Origin of the sequence: Comamonas sp. (assembly GCF_036643215.1) — a bacterium.
Lineage (GTDB): Bacteria > Pseudomonadota > Gammaproteobacteria > Burkholderiales > Burkholderiaceae_C > Comamonas.
In genome coordinates this window covers 16,649-37,647 of record NZ_JAVXSJ010000008.1, presented here as the reverse complement: position 1 = coordinate 37,647, position 20,999 = coordinate 16,649, and the positions used below count along the sequence as shown (strand labels likewise).

The following is a 20,999-nucleotide window of genomic DNA, read 5'->3' as shown; positions in this document are numbered from 1 at the left end:
CTGCACAACCCCGCCCAAGTGGCACTGGCAGGGGGCCTTCGGAGCACCACATTTCGCTCTCGAAGGAATTTCATGGACAAGGCCGCTTCACTGGTTGCAGACCTGCTGGCATTTATTGCGCAGGATGCTTGTACCGACGACCAGTTTGATCAACTCGCCCTGCGGCAGTTCGCCTATCAGTACGAATCTAATACCCCGTTTCGCAGCTTTTGCCAGCGACGCGGTGCCACGCTGCGCAATGTCAAGACCTGGAGCGATATTCCGGCCGTGCCCATCGATGCCTTCAAGGCGATGGAGCTGCGCAGCGAACCTGCATCGGCCGCAGAGCGCGTATTCATGACCAGCGGCACCACAGGCCGTGCGGCGCGCGGGCGGCACTTTCATCCGCAGCTGGATGTGTATGACCTGTCGATGAAGCGCTATTTTTCGCAGCGCTTTATGCAGGGGGCTGAGCGCCTGCCCATGGCTATTTTGTTCCCCGATGAACAGGCCATGCCCAATTCATCGCTGGCCCACTATCTGGCGCTGGCCAAGTCAGAATTTGGCACGCCTGACAGTCGCTACTTTTTGGGCGCTGAAGGGTTGGATATGCCGGGCCTGTGCGCCGCGCTGGAGGAATCTCAGCGCAGCGGACAGCCCTATGCGCTGCTGGGTGCCAGCTTCAGTCTGGTGCATGTCATGGACGCTTTGCGCGCGCAGGGCCGCCGTTTTCAGCTGCCTGCAGGCAGCCGCATTCTGGATACGGGCGGCTACAAAGGGCAGTCGCGCGAGTTGCCGCTTGAAGAGTTTTACGCCGATCTGAGCGATCTGCTGGGCGTTCCGCGCACGCACTGCATCAATATGTATGGCATGACGGAGCTGAGCACGCAGTTCTATGACGATGGTAATGCCGTTCTGCCCTCGGTCAAGTCTGGCCCGCACTGGATTCGCTCACGCCTGGTTGAGCCCATTACGGGGCGCAGCGTGGCCGCTGGCGAACGCGGCATTCTGGTGCACTGCGATCTGGCCAATTACAACTCGGTCAGCACCATCCTGACGGAAGACGTGGGCCTGTGGGCAGACGGCGGCTTTTTGCTGCTGGGCCGTGCTGAAGGTGCTGCGGCCAAGGGCTGCTCTTTGGCCGTGGATGAGTTTGTGAAAGCCGCCAGCGCATGACGGCCAACAGCAAGGTGCAGCAGATCAAGGCCGGTTATCTGCCGGGGCTGAGCGACGACGAGGTGCAGTGGCATGTGCTGCCCTTTGAGCGCAATGGCACGCGGCTGGAAGTGTCTGTGCCCATGTTGACTGGCGAGCAGATGCAGGCGCTGGCAAACCGGGTGCGTGATGCTGCGGCCAAGCATCTGCGCAGCATGACAGTCGCCCAGATCATCGACGTGATTGACCGCGCCATGGCGCGCCTGCTCGACCGCAATGACGCTTATCGCCAGCAGGCCGAGGCCTGGCTGCCCGTGGTCAGCGGCTATGACGCCGATATGGTTCGCCTTGGCCTGACGGGCTTTTTCAAGACCTTTCGCGCCGCACAGCTCAAACGCTTTGTGGCTGAGGACTTTGCCAACCCTGCGGTGCTGGATGGTTTTCAGCCCGCGGCCAAAGGGGGCGCAGTGCGTGCCTTCGGGCCTGATTTACTGGTGCATAGCTGGGCGGGTAATGTGCCTGCGCTGTCGCTGTGGAGCCTGATTTGTGGGCTGCTGGTCAAAGCCCCTGCGGTGGGTAAGCTGGCCAGTGCCGAGCCCTTGTTTGCAGGCTGGTTTGCACGCCTGCTGGCCGAAATTCATCCGCCGCTGGCCGATTGTCTGGCCGTGGTGTGGTGGCGCGGTGCGGGCGGCGAGGAGGCTGATGCGCTGTATGCGCAGGCCGATACGGTGCTGGCCTATGGCGGCAACCAGACGCTGGATGCGCTGCGCAAGCGCCTGCCGGTGACAACACGCTTTTTGCCCCATGGCCACAAGCTGGGCTTTGGCCTGATTGGCACAGCGGCGCTGGATGCTCTCAAAGCTCCGGCAGTCGCCCGGCTGGCGGCGTGGGATGTGATGCGCTACGACCAGCAAGGCTGCTACTCGCCCCATGTCTTTTATATAGAGCGCGGCGCACCCGTGCCGCCGCGTGCTTTTGCCGACTATCTGGCCGCCGAGCTGGCCAATCTGCAGCGCCGCTTTGCTCGCCGTGAGCTGGACCTGGAAGAGGGCGCTACGGTGGCCCGCTGGCAGCAGACCATGGAGTGGGCAGGCGATACGCACCAGTTGCTGGGTCCGGTAGATGCCGCGTGGAGTGTGGCTTATAGCGACAGCCTGCAGCCGCTGGCCCCCACGGCGCTGTACCGCACGATTGCGGTGGTGGCGGTGGACCGGCTTGACGACGTGCTGCCCGTAGTGGCGGCACAGCGCGAATTTTTGCAGACCGCAGGCCTTGCTGTGGGGCCTGAGGAGCTTTACCGCCTGGCCGACTTGCTGGGCGCTGCAGGTGTCACGCGCATCAGCGCCATTGGTTCTATGAGCATGCCTGAGGCGGGCTGGCACCACGACGGGCGCTTTAACCTGCTTGATCTGGTGCGCATGACCGAGATTGAACAGTCGGCCGAGCTGGCGGCGCAGCCGCTTGCAAGCTATGCAGATTGACGAGGGCAACGCCGCCATGGCTTTTCTGGATATTGAGCAGGCCGCCTTTACCTACCCGGGCCGACCGCCGGTAGTCGATGGGGTGGACTGGCGCATGCAGGCCGGTGAATTTCATTGCCTGCTGGGCAGAAGCGGCTGCGGCAAGACCACGCTGCTCAAGCTGGCTGCGGGTTTGCTGCGCCCGCAATCGGGGCGCATTTTGCTGCGCGGCCAAGAGCTGGCAGAACCGGGGCCGCAACTGGGCTTTATGTTTCAGGCCCCGACGCTGCTGGACTGGCATACGGTGCTGAACAATGTGCTGCTGCCTGTGTCGCTGCAGCGCAAGCCTTTACAGCAAGACGTGACCAATGCGCTGCGTTTGCTGGAGCAACTGGGCCTGTCAGCCCATGCGCAGCATTACCCGCGTCAGCTTTCGGGCGGCCAGCAAAGCCGCGTGGCGCTGGCACGGGCCTTGATTCTGGAGCCGCCGCTGTTGTTGCTGGACGAGCCGTTTGCGGCGCTGGATGCCATCACCCGCGCCGAGCTGCAAGACGATTTGCTGCGCACCTGCCGCGAGCATGGCACCACGGTCCTGTTTGTGACGCATGACATTAACGAGGCCGTTTATCTGGGTGACCGCATCGCCCTCATGCATGGCGGGCGCATTGTGAATGACTGGGCGGTTGAGCTGCCCGAGCCGCGCACGCAGGACATGCGCCATGGCACCGTGTTCAACGAATACTGTGCGCGCGTGCGCGCGGCCATGGAAAAGGGCGTGGCATGAATGCTTTGCTGAACAGGCCGCGCCTGCTATCTGCTTTGCTTTTGATAGCTACTCTCGCAATATGGGAGCTGGCTACAAGGCAATTTAGCCTGTCTGCTCTGGTGCTGCCGCCGCCTTCGGCTGTGGCAGTGTCGCTGTGGTCTGGGCTGGCATCTGGCTACTTCTGGCCGCATTTGGTTTCTACATTGAAGGCGCTGCTGCTGGGGTTGGCCATGGGCAGTGCCGTGGGGCTGCTGGCTGGCATGGCACTGGCGGAGTCTGAGCTGCTGGAACGTGTGCTCAAGCCCTATGTGGTGGTCAGTCAGGTCGTGCCCAAGCTGGCACTGGCGCCGCTGTTTGTGCTGTGGTTTGGTTTTGGCATGCTGCCCACGGTGCTGATTACGGCGCTGATCTGCTTCTTCCCGCTGATGGAAAACACGCTCACGGGGCTGCACCAGGTCGATGCCCAGAGGCTGCAGCTGTTTCGCATGCTGGGGGCGACGCGGCTGCAGACCTTGCTGCAGCTGAAACTGCCGACCGGGCTGCCCGCCATTCTTGCGGGCCTGCGCGTTGCCGTGGTGCTGGCGCTGGTCGGCGCCGTGGTGGCTGAATTCATGGGTGCCAGTCAAGGTCTGGGCGCCGTGGTGATTACGGCGCAGGGAATGATGGACACCCCCCTGATGTTTGCCGCGCTGGTGCTGATTGCGGCCATTGGCCTGCTGCTGTATCAGGCCTGCCTGATGCTGGAGCGGCGCTTGCTGCGCTCCCATCACTTTGTTGTTTCTGAAATTTCGCAAGTTGCTCAATTGGGCAGCAAGCTTTGATGGCTTTTACTGAACGCTTTTTATGCAGATATCCAACAAGCTCCCTACCATCTCCCGCCGCAGCCTGATCGGCGCTTGTGCAGGTCTGTCTGCGCTTTCTCTGACGAGTGCCAGCATGGCGAATCCCATGCAAGGCAAGATTCGGCTGGCAGGCTGGAGCAAGCCCATCAGTGAAATCACCAACCTTTTGGCCGAGCCTGAGAAAGGCTTCTTCAAAGGCCAGGGCGTCGAGTTGGCCTACCTGCCAGGCGCAGGCGGTGGCGATGCCATTCGCAATATTCTGAGCGGTCAGGGCGATGTGGCGTTTACCGATCCCGGCTCCTTCTTCATGGCGCTGGACAAGGGCGAGAAGCTGGTCGCGATCTACGACATCTACCCGCAAAACGTGTTCAATGTGGTCTCGCTCAAGACCTCTGGCATTCGCAAGCCGGCCGATCTCAAGGGCAAGAAGATTGGCGTCTATAGCCTGTCTAGCGGCACGCGCCAGAACCTGCTGGTGATGCTGCATCAGGCGGGCCTTAAGGAGTCGGATGTGACCATCGTCGTGACCGGTCTGCTGAATTTTGCGCCCTTGATGCAGGGACAGGTCGATGCCACAGCGGCAACCGATACCGGCTTGGCCGTGGGCCTGCGCAAGGGCATTGGCGAAGTCAATGTGATGCCCGTGAGCGAGTACCTGAATATGTCCAGCGACATGTTTGTGGTACGCGAAGAGGTGCTGCACCAGAAAAAAGACCTGCTCAAGGCCTTTGTGCGTGGCTACCGCGAAAGCGCTGCATGGATGATTGCCAATCCCGAAGAAGCCTCGGTGCTGGCCAGCAAATACGCCATTGATGGAACCCGCCGTGATATCAACCTGGATGTGATTCGCCTGCGCAACGCTTCTTCACTGCCAGCCGTGCAAGGTCAGGCTCTGGGCAGCTTTGATCTTGCTGCCTTGCAAAAGGGTGCCGATGCCTATCGCGCGCTGGGTATGGTGCAGCGGCAGATCAAGGTGTCCGACGTGGTCGTGGCGTTGTAACACCCCCTCAGGCGCTTTGCGCCTTCCCCTCGCTCGCTTCGCGGGAAGGGGACGACAGCATCGCTGCGGGGCGGCCCTTGCTTGCTGTCCCTGAGTGGGGTAAGCGTCAGTTTTAAGCACCTGTGCTGTGTCAGCAGGGATCAGAAATATGAGTCAATCTTCTTCAATGGGTCTGCACGGCAAGGTGGTGCTGGTGACGGGTGCCAGTCGCGGCATTGGTGCGGCGATTGTGCTGGCCTTTGCGCGCGAGGGCGCGACGGTGGTGGTGAACTATCTGTCTAACGATGCGGCGGCGCAGCAGACGGTTGCCGCATGTCAGGCCGCAGGTGGTGATGCCTGGGCGGTGAAGGCGGATGTGGGCAATGCGACGGAAGTGCAGGCCATGGTCGACAGCATCGTGCGCGAGGCGGGCTGTATCGACATGGTGGTCAACAACGCATTCAAGCCCTATACCTTTGACCCGGAGCAGCGCCGCCGCTTTGATGACTTGGAGTGGAGCGACTACCAAAGCCAGTTTGATGGTGCTGTGGGCGCGGCCTTCAACGTCTGCCGCGCCGTGTTGCCGCAAATGCGCCAGCGAGCCCGAGGCAGCATTGTGAATATCGTCAGCAATCTGGTGGAGAACCCTGTCGTGCCCTATCACGACTACACCACGGCCAAGGCGTCGCTGGTGGGCTTTAGCCGTAATCTGGCCAGCGAATTGGGGCCTGTGGGCATTCGCGTCAACTGTGTGGCGCCGGGGCTGGTCTACCCAACGCAGGGTAGCCAGAGCACCAAAGAAGCGTTTCGCGAATCACTGATGGCCGCCACGCCGCTGCGCAGGCTTGCAAGACCCGAGGATGTGGCAGGGCCGGTGCTGTTTCTGGCATCCGATCTCAGTGGCTTTATGACCGGGCAGGTGTTGCTAGTGGATGGCGGACTGGTAATGCGTTGAGGTTTTGCAGGCTTGGGTTACAGACGCCTTATTGCTTGGCGGTAGCCTGTGCATGCTCAATCGCATCAATGATGGCGACACCAGTCTGCTGCACGCCGGGGGCATTGAAGCCGGGGCCGGGTGTGACGGAAGGGTGGCTCAGCAGCTTTTCAGCCATGCTGGGCTGGGCTGCTGCGGCTTGTGTTGCCTGTGCCGCCTGCGCAGGAGGCGGGTCTTGAGCGGCTGGTGCTGGGGTGTTTTCCTGAGCGGATTTCAGGTAATCGTTGTAGCGCTTGTAGGCCTGACGATCGGTACGGGCTTGCGCTTGCTCCTCTGAGTGCTGCAGGTATTTATAGGTGGCAGTACCTAAAACGACAGATGCCAGCAAAAACACGCCAATAGCGGTGACGACGTAATTTTCGTCGGAGCGCTGCGGTGCGTGTTGAATGGTGGCAGACATGGAACGAGTAGGGGGCATGGAAAACGCAACCCTGAGTCAGCAGAGCTGCACCCAAGGGTTTAAAAGTATCTAACTGTTTTTAGAGTATCAAAAAACGGTAGTCCTACGGTTTCATCTCAGCATTCTTTACAAACGATTGGGCCGCAAATGCGTGCTGGATCAAGCTTGTGCAAGGTTTTGAACGCAAAAAAGCCGGTAGCGCTCAAGGCGTACCGGCTTTTTTGTGGGTGATGCCTTAACTATCAGGCAGCCACGATTTGAGCCTTGGCGGCTTGCATGGCTGCAGCCTTGGCTTCTGGGCCCATGGCCACGCCTTCAGCGCGCACGATGGTGACGTCGGTCACGCCCATGAAGCCGAAGATCACTTTCAGGTAGCTTTCCTGGTGTTCCATGGCTTGGCCAGCTTCGCTGCTGGAGTAAGCACCGCCGCGTGCGGAGGCCACGATGACTTTTTTGTCGCCAGCCAGACCGATGGGGCCTGTGGCGGTGTACTTGAAAGTACGGCCAGCCTGGGCAATGCGGTCCAGCCAGGCCTTCAGCTGCGTGGGAATGGTGAAGTTGTAGAAGGGTGCGCCCACGACGATCACGTCGGCAGCCAGGAACTGGCTGACCAGAGCTTCGGAGACAGCGTTTTCCTGGCGTTCAACTTCGGTGGCAGCGGCCTGGCCGGTGCGAAAGCCCAGAGACTGCGCGCTCAGGTGGCTGGGGGCATTCACGGCCAGATCCAGATAGTCCACTTGCGCTTCGGGGTTGGCTTGCTTGAGGCTGGCGACGATGTCAGCAGTCAGTTCGCGAGTGATGGAGTTGGAGCCGGTAATAGAGGAGTCAATGTGCAGGATTTGCATGTCGGTTTCTTACAGTAAGTTAAAGAATACTTCTTGCCCAGCTCAGATGCTGCATTGCGGCAAAACAGCGTTCCATTTCAAAGTGCGATGGGATAGATTGTAGTTTTGAAGATAGTGATCGATAAGTCTGCAAAAATATGACTGATCGTTCCAGATATCAATTCAATCGAGTCCAAGGATGTTTGCATGGTGGATCTCAATGACATGCTGTATTTCGTCGAGGTGGTCGAGCGCGGCGGCTTCGCTTCGGCTGGGCGTGCACTGGGCATTCCCAAGTCCCGCCTCTCGCGCCGTGTGGCTGAGCTGGAGACCCAGCTGGGCGTACGCTTGCTGCAGCGCACCACCCGCAAGCTCTCGCTGACGCAGGTGGGCGAGACCTTTTTGCGCCACGGCCAGGCCATGCGCGATGCGGCGCTGGCAGCATCGAATGCCGTAGCCGAGGTGCAGACCGAGCCGCGCGGCACGATTCGCGTGACCTGCCCGGTGACGCTGGCGCAGACCGTGCTGGGCGAGTTGATGCCCGAATTTCTCAAGCATTGCCCGCTGGTACATGTAGAGATGCAGGTCACCAATCGCCCGGTGAATCTGGTGGAAGAGGGTATTGATGTGGCGCTGCGCGTGCGCGGAAATCTGGACGACAGTGGCTCCATGGTGGTCAAGCGACTCGATACCTCGCGCCAGATTCTGGTGGCCAGCCCTGATCTGCTGCAGCGCCAGGGTACGCCCAGATCATTGCAAGACTTGCAACTGCTTGACAGCCTGGCCATGTCGGCCGTCGATGGTCATTCAAGCCTGCTGCTGGTCGGCCCCGAAGGCAAAGAACACCGACTGCAACTGCAGCCGCGTTATGTGGTCGATGACTTGCTGACACTGAAATTTGCAGCGCTGGCAGGCAGCGGTATGTGCTGGCTGCCTGACTATATGTGCCAGGACGAACTGACCCAAGGCACGCTGGTGCACCTGCTGCCTCAGTGGGCGCCGCCCCTGGGGATTGTTCATGCAATCTTCCCGTCGCGGCGCGGGCTGGCTCCGGCGGTACGGCATTTTCTGGACTTTTTGGGTGAGCGCCTGCCCGGTAGCAGCCTCTCTGCTACGCAAAAAATAGCGCAAAGCGCGCCATAGCATTAGCTTTTAGGCATAAGGTAACAACAAAACATTCGTTGGGATTTGACTGCGCGCTGCTCACAATGCGCCTCTTACTAGCAGATCAAGAGCGTTTGGGCCTTCCGTGCAGGGCCTTCACAGCGCTCCCAGACCGCAGGAGGCTGCATGAAATCCCCATTCCGTATCGTGATCGTGCCAGGCTGGCGCAACTCAGGCCCAGGCCACTGGCAAAGCCTGTGGGCTGAACAGTTGCCCGATGCCGTGCGCGTAGAGCAGCAAGACTGGCTGGTGCCCCACCGCGATGCGTGGGTGGGCGCGCTGGAAGAAGTGCTGCTGGCCGATGAGCGCCCGGCCGTCATCGTGGCCCATAGTCTGGGCTGTATCACCACAGTGCATCTGGGTGAGGCCGCGGCTGCGCGCGTGCATGGTGCTTTGCTCGTGGCCCCCGCAGACCCTGAGCGCCGCGCTCAGCTGGAAGACTTTGCCCCCGTGCCCTATGCACCCTTGCCTTATCGCAGCGTGCTGGTTGCTAGCAGCAATGACCCGTTTTGCCCCATACGCCGCGCTGGTGCCTATGCACGGGCCTGGGGCAGTGAGCTGGTGCGGCTGCAGAACGCCGGGCATATCAATGTCGAATCTGGCCATGGCGCATGGCCGCTGGGGCTGGCATTGCTGCAGTCGCTGATGGATGTGGGCAGCTGGGAGAGCACTCTTCCCCATGCTGAGGTTGCCAGTGAGGAATTACGGCCTGCCTTGGCCGCCTGAGGCTAAACCCCCTCTGTATTGTTAACTTTTTGATAGCTGCAAGCGCTTTATGCATAAGCGCTTGCAGCTATTTTTATGGGTATCTTGCGGCTAAAGCTTTTGATATATCAAATTTCAGAAAAACAAAGAAGAATATATTCTTTTGAGTTTTAAGGCTGAGTTCGCACAATGTATACATCTATACACATTGCTCAAGAAAAGGCAGCCAACCATGCATTCCGTGAAGCTCAAGACATTGCTGGCATCTATTGCACTGGCCGCTGCCGGTGCCGCATCTGCTCAGACGCAGCTGCTTAACGTCTCCTACGATGTGGCCCGAGAGTTCTACAAGGATTACAACGCCGCCTTCATCGCCCATTACAAGAAGACCAAGGGTGTGGATATCAAGGTCGACCAGTCGCACGGCGGCTCCAGCGCTCAGGCCCGTGCTGTCAATGACGGTCTGGCCGCCGATGTGGTGACTTTCAACACAACGACCGACGTGGATTTTCTGGCTTCCACCGGCGTGGTTGCCAAGGACTGGAACAAGAAGTTCGCCCACGATGCATCGCCCACCACCTCGACCATGCTGTTCCTGGTTCGCAACGGTAACCCCAAGAACATCAAGGACTGGTCTGACCTGATTCGCCCCGATGTCAAGGTCGTGGTCGTCAACCCCAAGACCGGTGGCAATGGCCGCTACGCTTATCTGGCAGCCTGGGGCTCGGTGCGTGAAAAGGGTGGCACCGATGCGCAAGCCGCAGACTTTGTACAAAAGCTCTACAAAAACGTCCCCGTGCTGGGCAAGGGTGGCCGCGATGCGACCAGCATCTTCTTGCAGCGCAATATTGGCGATGTGCTGATCACCTTTGAATCGGAAGTCGTGTCCGTGGACCGCGAATTCGGTCAAGGCAAGGTCGATGCCGTGTATCCATCCGTCAGCATCGTGGCCGAGAACCCCGTGGCTGTCGTAGAGCGCACCACGGCAAAAAAGGGCACAACCCAGCTGGCAACCGATTACCTGCAATGGCTGTATTCGGATGAAGCCCAGGAAATTGCGGCCAAGCACGCAATTCGCCCCCGCTCTGAAGCCGTGCTCAAAAAGCATGCCGATCAGTTCAAGCCCATCAAGCAGTTCACTGTGGCCAAGTACTTTGGCTCTCTGAGCGAAGCGCAGAAGGTTCACTTCAACGATGGCGGCCAGTTTGACAAGCTGTACGCGCCAGGCAAGTAAGAACTCCTACTGAGCCGCTTTGCGGCTTCCCTTTCTCTCTTCCCCTCTTCGGAGGGGGACGACGCTCTCGCTGCGGAGCGGCCTTTGCTTGGCGTCCCACTGGGGCGCCTGCCTGTTCATAGGGCAGGGGCAATGCCTGCAGATCCACCTTTTTGAGTCGCTTTAATAAAAATATGACCTCTGCAGTTTTAGCTCCAGGCAAGGTGCGTAGCGCCAAGCGAGTGTTGCCCGGTTTCGGGTTGACGCTGGGCTACACCATCTTTTATCTGAGCATTGTCGTGCTCATCCCGCTGGTGGCCTTGCTGTCTGCCAGCTTCAGCCTGACCTGGGAGCAGTTCTGGAATGCAGTCTCGGCGCCTGCCGTGGTGGCGTCTTATGAGCTGTCCTTCACCATGTCCTTTATCGCGGCCTGTGTGAACGTGGTGTTTGGCATGCTGATTGCGTGGGTGCTGGTGCGCTATCAGTTCCCCGGCAAGAAGGTGGTGGATGCGCTGGTCGATTTGCCCTTTGCCCTGCCTACGGCGGTGGCGGGTATTTCCTTGTCGGCGCTGTATGCGGGCAATGGCTGGATTGGTCAGTACTTCGAGTCGCTGGGCATTCAGATGGCCTACAACCCCAAGGGTATCGCCATTGCACTGATCTTTATCGGCTTGCCTTTTGTGGTGCGTACCGTGCAGCCAGTGCTCGAAGACTTCGAGAAGGAGCTGGAAGAGGCCGCAACCAGCCTGGGCGCTTCGCGCTGGCAGATTTTCTACAAGGTCATTCTGCCGCATATCGGCCCGGCCTTGCTCACGGGTTTTGCCATGGCTTTCGCACGTGCCGTGGGCGAATACGGCTCGGTGATTTTTATCGCCGGCAATATTCCCATGGTTTCTGAAATCACTCCACTGATCATCATGGCCAAGCTCGATCAGCATGATGTGGCCGGCGCGACCGCCGTGGCCGTGGTCATGCTGCTGATTTCTTTTGTATTGTTGCTGCTGATCAACGCTCTGCAAGCATGGCAGCGCAAGGCGCAGGGAGGCCGCTGATGTCTACGATTCACGCAGCCATTCAAGCGCTGTTCCCCAATTTTCTGCCCATCTGGGCGCATCTTTTTACCGTCATCGCTGTGGCCGTTGTGGTGCTGGTTGTGCTCTACAAGCTCACAGCACCGCGCAAAACCACCAAGCTTGAAAAGATGAGCACCACCGAGCCACGCTGGGTGCGTTGGGTGCTGATCATCATTGCGCTGCTCTTTATGGGCCTTTTCCTCATCCTGCCGCTGCTGTCCGTCTTTGGCGAGGCACTGCGCAAGGGCTGGGATGTCTATGTGGCTGCGCTGGGTGAGCCCGATGCGCTGTCGTCCATCAAGCTGACGCTGATTACGGCGTTGATCGCTGTTCCGCTGAACCTGGTGTTTGGCGTGGCGGCGGCCTGGTGTATTGCCAAGTACGAGTTCAAGGGCAAGGCCTTTTTGACCACGCTGATTGATCTGCCGTTCTCCATCTCGCCGGTGGTTGCCGGTTTGATGTATGTGCTGGTTTTTGGCGCCAATGGCTGGCTGGGCCCTTGGCTGGCTGAGCACGACATCCAGATCATTTTTGCGGTACCGGGCATTGTGCTGGCCACCATCTTCGTGACCTTCCCCTTCATCGCCCGCGAGCTGATTCCGCTGATGCAGGCGCAGGGCAGCGATGAAGAGCAGGCCGCTGTGGTGCTGGGCGCCTCGGGCTGGCAGACCTTCTGGCATGTGACCCTGCCCAATATCAAATGGGGTCTGGTCTATGGCGTGATTCTGTGTAACGCCCGTGCCATGGGTGAGTTTGGTGCGGTGTCCGTGGTCTCGGGCCATATCCGCGGCCAGACCAACACCATGCCGCTGCACGTTGAAGTGCTGTATGCCGACTATCAGGCCGCTGCTGCCTTTGCCGTGGCATCGCTGCTGGCGCTGCTGGCTTTGGTCACACTGGTGATCAAGTCTCTTGCCGAATGGCGCGCTGAACAACAGGCCAAGGCCGCTGCCGAGGCTCCGCCCGAGCGCCCTAGCCAGATCAGCACCACCCCTCATAAAACCGCCACGGCAGCCTGAGCTGTCTGGACTCCAAGCAGAGATTCATCATGAGTATCGAAATTCGTAATGTCAGCAAGCAGTTTGGCGACTTTCAGGCGCTGCGCGATGTCAGTCTGGACATCAAGTCGGGCGAGCTGATTGCCTTGCTCGGCCCCTCGGGTTGCGGCAAGACCACGCTGCTGCGCATCATCGCGGGTCTGGAAACCGCCGACGTGGGCACTATCCACTTCAGCGGTGAAGACACCACCGATGTGCATGTGCGTGACCGCAACGTGGGCTTTGTGTTTCAGCACTACGCGCTGTTCCGCCATATGACCGTGTTTGAGAACGTGGCTTTTGGCCTGCGCATCAAGCCCCGCAAAGAGCGCCCGAGCGAAGCTGTGATCAAGGAAAAGGTCATGAAGCTGCTCAAGCTGGTGCAGCTGGACTGGATTGCTGATCGCTTCCCCTCGCAACTGTCTGGCGGTCAGCGTCAGCGTATCGCGCTGGCCCGCGCGCTGGCCGTAGAGCCCAAGGTGCTGCTGCTGGACGAGCCCTTTGGCGCGCTGGATGCCAAGGTGCGCAAGGAACTGCGCCGCTGGCTGCGTCAGCTGCATGATGAGCTGCATGTGACGTCCATCTTCGTGACCCACGACCAGGAAGAAGCGCTGGAAGTGGCCGACCGTGTGGTCGTCATCAACCAGGGCAAGATTGAGCAGGAAGGCACGCCCCAGCAAGTCTGGGACAACCCGGCCACGCCGTTTGTCTATGGCTTCCTGGGTGATGTGAACCTGTTCAAGGGGCGCGCCAGAGATGGCCGCGTCTATCTGGACGATGGCATGCAAATGGACAGCAGCGACGCCAGCGGTGCCCATGACAGCCAGGCCTTTGCCTATGTGCGCCCCCATGATCTGGAGGTGGAGCGCTATTCGCCCGGCCAGAATCTGGATGCACAGGGCCGCCCCACAGGCATCGTGGCCCAGCTTTCGCGTGCAATTGTGGTCGGCCCTATCGCAAGGCTGGAACTTATTCCCTCCGAGACCACACAAAACGCCAGCAATGCCGGAGAAGACGGACTCATCGAAGCCCAGATTCCCGCGCAGCAGTTCAAGGACATGGGCTTGCGCGAAGGTGAAACCCTGGTGGTGACACCACGCCGTGCCAAGGTGTTTCTGGATGAGGCTGCAGGCATTTAATTCCCCCTGAGGCGCTTTGCGCCTTCCCCCCAGAGGGGGACGACGACCTCGCCGCAAGGCGGCTTGGGCTCGTTGTCTCCTGCGAAAGGGAAGATGCATGCCACAGGGATGAATCCTCTGACTCTGCTCAGGGGCGTTATCCTTGGTTCAGGCATGATTCGGAAATTTCGCAGAAAGAATTTTGATGCTTCAATGGTTTACCACCGCGCCACGGCGCACTCTGGCCCTGATCTGCGCTGCCTGCGTAGCCATGCTGGCCTTTGGCCTGTATCTGCAGCATGTCGTTGGGCTTGAGCCTTGTCCGATGTGCATCGTGCAGCGCTATGCACTCATTTTGGTAGCTATCTTCACAGGTCTGGCAAGCCTCAGAGGCCAAAAAGGCTGGTGGATGAGTTTTAGCGTTCTGGCTTTACTGGCCAGCGGTTTTGGTGCCTTTGTGGCTGCGCGCCAGAGCTGGTTGCAGTGGTACCCCCCCGAATTCGCCACCTGCGGCCGCGACTTCTACGGAATGATCGAGCACTACTCCTTCAGCCGCTCCATCCCCATGATCTTCCAGGGCTCGGGCGACTGCGCCGCGATTGACTGGACTTTCCTGGGCGGCTCGATTGCCAACTGGTCGTTTGTCTGCTTTGCGGCGTTTTTTATGGTGTGTCTGCTGCTCTTGGTCAAAGTCAAAAAACACTAAGGCTTCATCTTTGAAGTAAAAAAGCGCCTTATGGGGCGCTTTTTTATTTTGTGAGATTATCCTGACCGATGCTCTGAGGTTCGCTGCACCTGGATTGGCCGTTGATTAGCGTTGCTTCATTCGCTTTAAGAAAAATGACATTCGATGTTGTTGTTTTTTTGTAAATCTTTACGTTTGACATACATCACTGTCCGATTGTGCTGAAAAACAGCACGTTCCGATCCAGCTCGTTATGCGTAGGTGTTTGCTTAATTCACTGTGCGATACAGCTTACAGAGTCCCAGGGGATGCTGTTTTTTGAAACTGCAGAATGTCAAATAGATCTCTATCTGATCTTTGAGTATCAATATGTATCCAGTGTGTATCTGATTGATAAAGGAACAATCGCGCCAGTTTGACTTTAGATCACTGGACAAATGAGACGATTGAACTTGATCAGCTGGCTGCCGCGTCTGTTGCTGGCGCTACAGATGCTATGGCTGCCGCAGGCAGCGATGGCTGCAGCCTATGCGACTGACGGTGCCGGCAAATACAAGAATGAGATTTTGTGGCTGACTTGGGGTGATGCCAGCAACCCATTGGGTAAAAAAGGCCAGTCTGTCACCAATGGTGCCAAGACTGGCGCGAGCATTGCGGTTGCGCAAGGTCAGCAACTGGATGTGTCTTGCGAGATGAAGTCCATCAGTGGTGGCAGCCTGACCAGTTACGCTCCGGGAGGCTGGACGGGGGGCAATTCAATTCAAGGCGACCGCTTGGATCGTCTTTATAACGTCGGTGGTACGGCTGGAAAAAATCAGCTTGTTTCCGGTGTTGTCTCTGAACAAGGGAAGGAAGTCAGCTTTCAAGTTCAGTGCTCGTCGACATTGGCGGGTAAGGCTTTGAATCTGCGCGGCTTTGTGATTGCCGATGCAGAGTCGATGACCAAAGATGAAAACATCACATCCACTGCCGAGGGGCAGTGGCATGTGATTGATCAGTTCGTGGATAGCGGGGCTGGCGAATATTTCATCGAGCGCCAGAACAGCAGCTCTGGCCGTAATCAAATCAAATTTTCTACACCGTCGGCTAATTCGGGTAACGGAGGTCGAACGGCGGTCACATTTTTGAAGTTCTCGCAGCCAAAGTCTACGCAGACCATGGATTTTTCCGTGAAAGGCGCGGGCAAGACAGCGATTGCGATTGGCTTGATTGTGCCGTTTGCTGACTTTGGTGATGCACCGAAGTCCTATGGCGATGCGATGCATCTGATTGATGACATCAATTTTGACGATGATGGCATCGGCAGCTCTACCTCTGCGGTGGATATCAACAAGGTGGGGTTCAAGCTTTCGAGCTTTGTACCTGCCCAATCCAAGTATCTGGGCTCCTCGGGACCTGACTCGGAGCCCGCTTCACGCTTTAGCGATGATGCATTGGGAGACGATACGAATGGGGCTTTGGCTGCTGCAGGTATTGAAGAGGATGCCTGGCGAGTTGAGTACAAGACCATTAGTGTCTTGAAAGCAGGACAGACGCTGGAGGTTCCTTTTTCGTGCCGTGGGACTGGCGAAGTTTCGGGCTGGATCGACTTCAATGGCAATGGCCAATTTGATTCGGATGAAAAGGCGACAGGTCTTTGCGGCGGCAGCTCAGTGCGATTGACCTGGAATGCGTCCAAGGATCTGAAGCCTGGCACCACTTTTGCCCGCTTGCGATATTCAGAACTGACCCGCAACATGGGCCCGACGGGGGTGGCTGAAGATGGTGAAGTGGAAGATCACCAAATCACCATTACCTCTCCCAAACTGCAAATTCGCAAACAAGCCAGCAGCAGTGAATGGACGGTGGGGCAAACGGATGCTTCTTACAAGTTGACGGTGACAAATACCGGCCCGGTAGCAACCGGCCCAGCGATTGTCGAGAAGCCCGTCAAGGTTCTTGATCTGATGCCCAGTGGGATTACTCCCAGATGGAGCGGAACCTACCAGACTGGTCAATGGAGCTGTACTTATTCGTCCCAGCTGGTGAGCTGTGTCATCGATTCAGGAGTCTATCTGGCTGCCAACGGCGGCACTTCGGACGTTGTTCTGCCAGTGAATGTGCTGGCGGGCGCTGCTGTGAACGGCGGTGTGACCAACTACGCCAGTGTGGGCGGCGGTAATGACCCTGAAAACAATGGCCAGCCTCCCAGCCCCGGCGCATGCAAGCAGAGCGGCTATTGTGACAATGCAGTCGTTACAGTGAAGTTGCCTTCTGTGGCAGTCTCCAAGATCGCCATGCCTGCGAACCAGTCCAAGGTTCAGGTCGATGATTTCATCACCTATACCTTGCAAGTGACAGTAACGAACTCTGCCACGCTGTCTTCAGTGATGCTGACGGACACATTGGGTGCCGGTCTTGAATATGCAGGAATCGCAGCGAACGCCGCCGGCTTTGTAGAAGGCGGTAATGGCAACGTGCGCACTTTTACCCTGGCCAAGGATGCCAAGCCTGGCGTGTATGCAGTCAGCTACAGAGCCAAGGTTCTGAAAACTGCGGTGACCAGCGTCAAGAACAAAGTCGAGCCTGCAGGAGGTAGTGATCCCACTCACCCTAATGCACTGCCTCCATCTTGTGTGAGCTGCTCGACTGAACATTCGCTGCAAGCACCTCTGGTGACTTACAGCAAGACCTCTAACCCTGGCTCCAATGCTGCGGTCAAGGCAGGTCAAAGCATTACCTATACCTTGTCCGTAGTGGTCGAGCGTTCTCAGACCACTCAGGATGTAGTGCTGCGCGATACGCTCGGTGCGGGTCTGAAGCCCGGCGTGGTTGTGGCCAACACAGGCTTTGTGATTGGTACACCCGATACTGTGCAGACGTTTACGCTGCCAGCGGGCACAGCGCCCGGAACCTATTTGGTGAGCTACACCGCTGAAGTCAAGGCAGATGCCAAGAGCGCAGATTTGACAAACGTCGTGACTGCGGACAACCCAACCGGAGGTGTGCCTCCTGGTGGCTCATTGCCAAGCTGTAGTGCATCGTGCAATACAGGTCATGTGATGAGTGCTCCGAAAATTGAGTATTCCAAGACAACTACTGCCGTCAAAGCTCAGGAGACTGACAAGATTGAGTATGAAGTGCTCGTCAAAGTCTCTGACGCGCAAACCACAGCGGATGTGCTGCTGATTGACACTCTGGGTGCTGGGCTTGAGTTTGTACAGGGAAGCAATAGCGGTGATCTGAGCGTTCAGGCAGTGTCTGCCAGTAATCAGATTACTTTGACTCTTGCGGCTAACAAAGCACCTGGAATTTATCGCGTCAAATACCAGGTTGTGGTCAAGGCTGGTGCAACCGACCCATTGACCAATAAGGTGGTCGCCACGGGTGGCGGCGGTATTCCCACCTGCGTGGGCAGTTGTGAGACATCGACTCCGCTGGTGACGTCAGAAGTGAGCTACAGCAAGGCTGTTAGGACCGCTTCCACGCCTGTCAAAGTGGGTGATCTACTGACCTTTACCTTGTCTGTGTCTGTGAAAAGTGGCAAGACTCTGGGTGCTCTGACTTTGGTCGACACATTGGGTAAGGGGCTGGAATTCGACTCGGTTCCTACATGGGCTAACGGCAACTGGACAGCGAGTACTTCGGGGAAGACCTTGACTGTGCAAATTCCAGAGGAATTGCCAGCGTCCACAACGCCTTACCTCTTTACCTATACAGCGAAGGTGACTGACCAAGCCTCCGAGTTCGTCAAGAACGCGGTAGTTGGCTCCGGCTATGACAACCCAAGTTGCGCCATCAACTGTGCAACTGAGACACCGGTTGCCAAACCTCTTGTGAGCTTTACCAAGACTTCGACGGCTACGTCCGTCAAGGTTGGTGCAACCATTCCTTATGTGTTGACGGCCACGGTGACTAACTCTTCGTTGACTGAAGCGGTTTCCAGTTTGGTGGACAACCTGAGTCAGGGTCTTGAGTTTGTTGCTGTGACGTCGGCTGGTAGCTTCAGCTACGCCATCAATGGATCTTCAATGATGGTGACTTTGCCTAAGGGCACAGCTCCAGGCACCTACACCATTGGCTATGACGCCCGTGTTACTGCAGCGGCGTTGACCAGCGTGAACAACAAGGTGGAAGGTGTGCCGACTTCTGACGGTTCCACACCTATTTGCGGCTTGGGTTCTTGCTCTGTCAATACGGGTGTGATTCGTGAAATCGACGCAGTGGATGACCCTCTGCCTCCGGTCAAGAGCAACACAGGCTCTCCCTATGCAGGCAATGCCTATGACAACGACACGCTCAACGGCGTGCCGGTGGAACTGGGCAAGATCACTGGCAAGGTTCTGACCCCCGCCACGCCCATCAACGGTGGCTCAGTCCCCGTGCTCGATGTGGCCACCGGCATTGTGTCGGTTCCTCCCGGAACGCCTGCCGGTGACTACTCAATCGTTTACCAGATCTGCGACAAGCTCGCCCCCACGGTGTGCGACACGGCGACCATCACCATCAAGGTGACAGCTTCACCGATCGACGCCAAGGACGACAGCTACACGGGCAATCGTGGCTCGGGCGGCGATCAGGAAGTGGGTAATGCCTACTCCGAGAACGACACGCTGGACGGCACGCCGTTCACGCCCGACCGCATCACCGGCACGGTGACTACACTGGCCCAGCCCATTGGCGGTGACTCTCGCGTGCCTGTGCTCGATGTGGTGACCGGCAAGGTGACTGTGCCTTCGGGCACACCTGCTGGCGATTACGCCATCCACTACCGCATCTGCGAGAAGCTCAATCCCTCCAACTGCGATGACGCCGTCATCAAGGTCACCGTCAAGCCTGATGAATCGCTGCTGCGCATCGTCAAGACGGCTGCCGTGCGTACCGTCAAGATCGGCGATCTGGTTCGCTACAGCCTGCAGGTGCAGAACATTGGTGCCGTCAAGGTCGTCAATGCCAACGTGATCGACACGGCGGCCAACGGCTTCACCTTTGTCAACGGCTCCATGAGCGCCGTCGGCCTGGGCTCGGCTGTCACCTCTTCGGGTGTGCGCCCTGTGCAGTTCAGTGGCGTGACGCTGGATGTGGGCCAGACCGGAACCATTGTCTACATGATGCGTGTGGGTGCCGGCGTGCGTCCGGGTAACCATATCAACACCGCCTTTGCCAGGAATGGCTTGGGCGACAGCATCTCTAACCAGGCGACTGCATCGGTGGAGCTGGTCAGCGACCCGCTACTCGACGACTCGCTGATCTTCGGCACCGTGTTTGACGACCGTGATCGTGATGGCTGGCAAGACAGCGCCAAGCTCACAGGCCTCAAGGCTCAGGGCGGCTTTGCACCCGCAGCCTATATCGCCAACTCCACGACCGTAGAAAAGGGTGAGGGCGCCGAGCCTCAGGCCGATGCCAGCTCTCCGCTGCTGCATGGTCTGAACCTGGGCAGCATTACGGCTCGTCAGTCCGAAGCCGATCCTGTGGCCAAGCACACCGTGGTCATTCACCAGAAGCTCAAGAGTCTGGACTTCAGTGACGACTTTGTGCTGACCAACGATCAGGGCGTCACCGTGCGCATGAATGCTGCGGGCCAGGCCTCCGTCGATAAAACCGGTGAAGCCGCTGCGGGTCGCAATGCGGCCCAGATTGAAGTCGAGCGCAAGATCAGCCAGACGGCTGACGGCTACGGTGTGGATTACATCATCCGCAGCACCGGCATTGACGAACGCGGTATCCCCGGCGTGCGCATTGCCTCGGTCGAAGGCCTGCTCATGGAAACCGACCCCTTTGGTCGCTATCACCTGGTCGGCGTCAACGGTGGTCGCTGGGAGCGTGGTCGTCACTTCATCCTGAAGGTTGACCCCAACACCCTGCCTGCCGGCGCTGAATTCACCACCAGCAACCCCTTGCTGCGACGTGTCACTCCGGGCCTGCCCGTGCGCTTTGACTTTGGCGTGCAACTCAACCCCGAGTTCATGGCCGGTGAGCAAAAGACCGCTGAGATCGAATTGGGCAGCGTGCTGTTTGCGGCAGGCTCCACCGAGATCCGCAGCCAGTACCTGGGCGAGCAGGGCGTTATTGCCCAAGTGGCTGCCAAGCTGCAGCAATACCGGGGTGGTGAGCTGCTCATCAGCGCCAATGGCGAGAGCGAAGCCGTGGCCTTTGCCCGTGCTGAAGCCGTGCGCAAGGCCGTGACCGAGCAGCTGCCCGCAGAAGTGCAGGCCGCTACCAAGGTCAGCGTGCGCCGAGATGTGAACGATGCAAACAGCCTCATTAGCGGCGTGACGGCCAACGGTGCGGTGCTGGGCAACGTGCTGTTTGAAACCGACCAATCCGTGGTGCGCCCTGAGTATCAGGTGCTGCTGGTCAAGGTGGCTGCGTACCTGAACGCGCAGGGAGTGAGTCAAGGAGCTGCACAGGGAGCGAGCGTGGTCAGCATCGTCGGTCACACCGACGTGCGAGCCAGCCATGCCTACAACCAGAAGCTGGGCCTGGCCCGAGCCAAGGCGGTGTATGAGGCGCTGCTGCCTCATCTGTCAGAAGACCTGAAGAAACACCTTCAGGTCCAGGCCGAGGCGGACAACGCCTCTGCCCACCGCCCTGTCCCCAAAGCCGCATCCCACTGAGGTTCT

The 20,999-nt window shown here is 58.5% G+C and carries 16 protein-coding genes; 14 read left to right on the top strand and 2 right to left on the bottom strand.

Annotated features, from left to right (window positions below):
* The first annotated feature begins 72 nt into the window (after positions 1–72).
* The 6 genes from RSF91_RS07525 to RSF91_RS07500 all read left to right on the top strand — a co-directional run bounded on the left by RSF91_RS07525 (position 73) and on the right by RSF91_RS07500 (position 6,136).
* Positions 73–1,155, top strand: a complete 1,083-nt coding sequence (locus tag RSF91_RS07525; RefSeq protein WP_332567835.1) for a LuxE/PaaK family acyltransferase — start codon at positions 73–75, stop codon at positions 1,153–1,155.
* Positions 1,152–2,615, top strand: a complete 1,464-nt coding sequence (locus tag RSF91_RS07520) for an acyl-CoA reductase (RefSeq protein ID WP_332567834.1) — start codon at positions 1,152–1,154, stop codon at positions 2,613–2,615. The genes RSF91_RS07525 and RSF91_RS07520 overlap by 4 nt, the downstream gene beginning before the upstream one ends.
* Entirely contained in the window at positions 2,605–3,378 is a 774-nt protein-coding gene (locus RSF91_RS07515) for an ABC transporter ATP-binding protein (protein WP_332567833.1), read from the top strand. The genes RSF91_RS07520 and RSF91_RS07515 overlap by 11 nt, the downstream gene beginning before the upstream one ends.
* Entirely contained in the window at positions 3,375–4,181 is an 807-nt protein-coding gene (locus RSF91_RS07510; RefSeq protein ID WP_332567832.1) for an ABC transporter permease, read from the top strand. The genes RSF91_RS07515 and RSF91_RS07510 overlap by 4 nt, the downstream gene beginning before the upstream one ends.
* A 22-nt stretch (positions 4,182–4,203) precedes the next feature.
* On the top strand, positions 4,204–5,202 hold the full coding sequence (locus RSF91_RS07505; RefSeq protein ID WP_332567831.1) for an ABC transporter substrate-binding protein: 999 nt from the start codon (positions 4,204–4,206) through the stop codon (positions 5,200–5,202).
* A 166-nt stretch (positions 5,203–5,368) separates the two neighbouring features.
* Positions 5,369–6,136 carry an SDR family oxidoreductase gene (locus RSF91_RS07500; protein ID WP_442878825.1) on the top strand — a complete coding sequence of 256 codons (768 nt, stop codon included), beginning with the start codon at positions 5,369–5,371 and terminating at the stop codon, positions 6,134–6,136.
* A 28-nt stretch (positions 6,137–6,164) separates the two neighbouring features.
* Here the strand turns inward: RSF91_RS07500 and RSF91_RS07495 are convergent, their stop codons facing one another.
* Positions 6,165–6,575 carry a hypothetical protein gene (locus RSF91_RS07495; RefSeq protein ID WP_332567829.1) on the bottom strand — a complete coding sequence of 137 codons (411 nt, stop codon included), beginning with the start codon at positions 6,573–6,575 and terminating at the stop codon, positions 6,165–6,167.
* Positions 6,576–6,817: 242 nt separating this feature from the next.
* Positions 6,818–7,420 carry an FMN-dependent NADH-azoreductase gene (locus tag RSF91_RS07490; protein ID WP_332567828.1) on the bottom strand — a complete coding sequence of 201 codons (603 nt, stop codon included), beginning with the start codon at positions 7,418–7,420 and terminating at the stop codon, positions 6,818–6,820.
* A gap of 186 nt (positions 7,421–7,606) precedes the next feature.
* Here RSF91_RS07490 and RSF91_RS07485 point away from each other — a divergent pair, with 186 nt between their 5' ends.
* The 8 genes from RSF91_RS07485 (at position 7,607) to RSF91_RS07450 (ending at position 20,993) form a co-directional block, all read left to right on the top strand.
* On the top strand, positions 7,607–8,542 hold the full coding sequence (locus tag RSF91_RS07485; protein ID WP_332567827.1) for a LysR family transcriptional regulator: 936 nt from the start codon (positions 7,607–7,609) through the stop codon (positions 8,540–8,542).
* Positions 8,543–8,689: 147 nt separating this feature from the next.
* Positions 8,690–9,289, top strand: a complete 600-nt coding sequence (locus tag RSF91_RS07480; protein ID WP_332567826.1) for an RBBP9/YdeN family alpha/beta hydrolase — start codon at positions 8,690–8,692, stop codon at positions 9,287–9,289.
* Between the two features lie 211 nt (positions 9,290–9,500).
* A complete protein-coding gene (locus RSF91_RS07475; RefSeq protein ID WP_099737979.1) occupies positions 9,501–10,502 on the top strand; it encodes a sulfate ABC transporter substrate-binding protein in 1,002 nt (333 codons plus the stop codon).
* A gap of 173 nt (positions 10,503–10,675) precedes the next feature.
* Positions 10,676–11,533, top strand: a complete 858-nt coding sequence (gene cysT, locus RSF91_RS07470; RefSeq protein ID WP_169107036.1) for a sulfate ABC transporter permease subunit CysT — start codon at positions 10,676–10,678, stop codon at positions 11,531–11,533.
* Positions 11,533–12,573 carry a sulfate ABC transporter permease subunit CysW gene (gene cysW, locus RSF91_RS07465; RefSeq protein WP_332567825.1) on the top strand — a complete coding sequence of 347 codons (1,041 nt, stop codon included), beginning with the start codon at positions 11,533–11,535 and terminating at the stop codon, positions 12,571–12,573. Before cysT ends, cysW begins: the two co-directional genes overlap by 1 nt.
* 29 nt (positions 12,574–12,602) lie before the next feature.
* Complete coding sequence (locus RSF91_RS07460; RefSeq protein WP_332567824.1) at positions 12,603–13,730, top strand: sulfate/molybdate ABC transporter ATP-binding protein; 1,128 nt, start codon at positions 12,603–12,605, stop codon at positions 13,728–13,730.
* A gap of 184 nt (positions 13,731–13,914) precedes the next feature.
* Positions 13,915–14,415 carry a disulfide bond formation protein B gene (locus RSF91_RS07455; RefSeq protein WP_332567823.1) on the top strand — a complete coding sequence of 167 codons (501 nt, stop codon included), beginning with the start codon at positions 13,915–13,917 and terminating at the stop codon, positions 14,413–14,415.
* A 425-nt stretch (positions 14,416–14,840) separates the two neighbouring features.
* Positions 14,841–20,993 carry a CshA/CshB family fibrillar adhesin-related protein gene (locus RSF91_RS07450; protein ID WP_332567822.1) on the top strand — a complete coding sequence of 2,051 codons (6,153 nt, stop codon included), beginning with the start codon at positions 14,841–14,843 and terminating at the stop codon, positions 20,991–20,993.
* Positions 20,994–20,999: the final 6 nt, after the last annotated feature.

Coding starts and splice junctions, on each gene's coding strand:
- RSF91_RS07525 (WP_332567835.1), top strand. CDS start 73: ATGGACAAGGCCGCTTCACTGGTTGCAGACCTGCTGGCATTTATTGCG.
- RSF91_RS07520 (WP_332567834.1), top strand. CDS start 1,152: ATGACGGCCAACAGCAAGGTGCAGCAGATCAAGGCCGGTTATCTGCCG.
- RSF91_RS07505 (WP_332567831.1), top strand. CDS start 4,204: ATGCAGATATCCAACAAGCTCCCTACCATCTCCCGCCGCAGCCTGATC.
- RSF91_RS07510 (WP_332567832.1), top strand. CDS start 3,375: ATGAATGCTTTGCTGAACAGGCCGCGCCTGCTATCTGCTTTGCTTTTG.
- cysW (WP_332567825.1), top strand. CDS start 11,533: ATGTCTACGATTCACGCAGCCATTCAAGCGCTGTTCCCCAATTTTCTG.
- cysT (WP_169107036.1), top strand. CDS start 10,676: ATGACCTCTGCAGTTTTAGCTCCAGGCAAGGTGCGTAGCGCCAAGCGA.
- RSF91_RS07475 (WP_099737979.1), top strand. CDS start 9,501: ATGCATTCCGTGAAGCTCAAGACATTGCTGGCATCTATTGCACTGGCC.
- RSF91_RS07490 (WP_332567828.1), bottom strand. CDS start 7,420: ATGCAAATCCTGCACATTGACTCCTCTATTACCGGCTCCAACTCCATC.
- RSF91_RS07485 (WP_332567827.1), top strand. CDS start 7,607: ATGGTGGATCTCAATGACATGCTGTATTTCGTCGAGGTGGTCGAGCGC.
- RSF91_RS07480 (WP_332567826.1), top strand. CDS start 8,690: ATGAAATCCCCATTCCGTATCGTGATCGTGCCAGGCTGGCGCAACTCA.
- RSF91_RS07500 (WP_442878825.1), top strand. CDS start 5,369: ATGGGTCTGCACGGCAAGGTGGTGCTGGTGACGGGTGCCAGTCGCGGC.
- RSF91_RS07455 (WP_332567823.1), top strand. CDS start 13,915: ATGCTTCAATGGTTTACCACCGCGCCACGGCGCACTCTGGCCCTGATC.
- RSF91_RS07495 (WP_332567829.1), bottom strand. CDS start 6,575: ATGTCTGCCACCATTCAACACGCACCGCAGCGCTCCGACGAAAATTAC.
- RSF91_RS07460 (WP_332567824.1), top strand. CDS start 12,603: ATGAGTATCGAAATTCGTAATGTCAGCAAGCAGTTTGGCGACTTTCAG.
- RSF91_RS07515 (WP_332567833.1), top strand. CDS start 2,605: ATGCAGATTGACGAGGGCAACGCCGCCATGGCTTTTCTGGATATTGAG.